Here is an 856-nt window from a genome sequence, read left to right on the forward strand (position 1 = left end):
CAGGACGATCGGGCCGTCGAGCTGGTTGTGCGCGGCGACGATCAGGTCGCGGTAGTCGGTCCAGGCGAAGCTCTTGCGGCCTTTGGCCCGACCCTGGCTGTCGTCCGGCCTGGGTCGGTAGATCAGCCGGGAGCGTTCACCGGGCTTGTAGCAGGTCAGGGCGGCGATCGAGACCCGCCGGCGGGAGCGGCCCCGCACCCGGACGACAGGGGTGCGGCCGCGGCGTCCCCAGGTACGGGCGCGGGCCGGTGTCATCGACACCCCGGCCTCGTCCTCGAACACCAGCCAGGCCCCGGTCGCCGCCACTACGCTTTTACCTGCGGCCACACCTGCTTCTTCCACACCTCGACCACTCCGTCGTCGCGCTCGACCGCCCAGCGAACCGGCTGCTGGCACGACCAGCCGCCTCGCCGCAGCAGCTTCCAGACGCCCTGGACCGTGTACGAGACGTGGAACCTGCGGCCGATCACCGTCTTGATCCGCGCCAGCGTCCACCGCTGGTCCTCCCAGCCGTGCACCAACGGCCCCTTCTCCAAATCCCGCTCCAGCAGGGCGAACTGTCGCACGCCCAGCCTCGGCTGCGACTGAGGCCCCTTCGACTCCAACGCTGCCGAGCCACCGTCCCTCCAAGCCCGGCGCCACCGCTCGACCGACCGCACCGTCACTCTCAAGTCACGGGCGATCATTCCGTTGCCGTCACCACGCTCGAACCGCTCGGCGGCATCAAGCCGCACCCGCTCCCGGCGCTGCTGTTCCTGGGCAGTGAACCCGCCCCCCTGCGCGTATCGCACGGATGGGACATACCCACCGATCGACAGCCCTCAGCACCCCAACAAGGCGAATTCAACCTGAGTAG

At 69.6% G+C, this 856-nt stretch carries 1 protein-coding gene and 2 pseudogenes; all 3 read right to left on the reverse strand.

Features of this window, described 5'->3' with window-relative positions; all coding sequences use genetic code 11:
- Positions 1-255 (reverse strand): annotated as a pseudogene (locus OO57_RS37910) (IS630 family transposase); the annotation flags it as partial.
- 50 nt (positions 256-305) lie between these two features.
- On the reverse strand, positions 306-566 hold the full coding sequence (locus OO57_RS47565) for a helix-turn-helix domain-containing protein (protein WP_418909946.1): 261 nt from the start codon (positions 564-566) through the stop codon (positions 306-308).
- A 48-nt stretch (positions 567-614) separates the two neighbouring features.
- Positions 615-791 (reverse strand): annotated as a pseudogene (locus tag OO57_RS47570) (helix-turn-helix domain-containing protein); the annotation flags it as partial.
- Positions 792-856 lie beyond the last annotated feature (65 nt).

Source organism: Kitasatospora phosalacinea (assembly GCF_000717185.1).
GTDB classification, from domain to species: domain Bacteria; phylum Actinomycetota; class Actinomycetes; order Streptomycetales; family Streptomycetaceae; genus Kitasatospora; species Kitasatospora phosalacinea_A.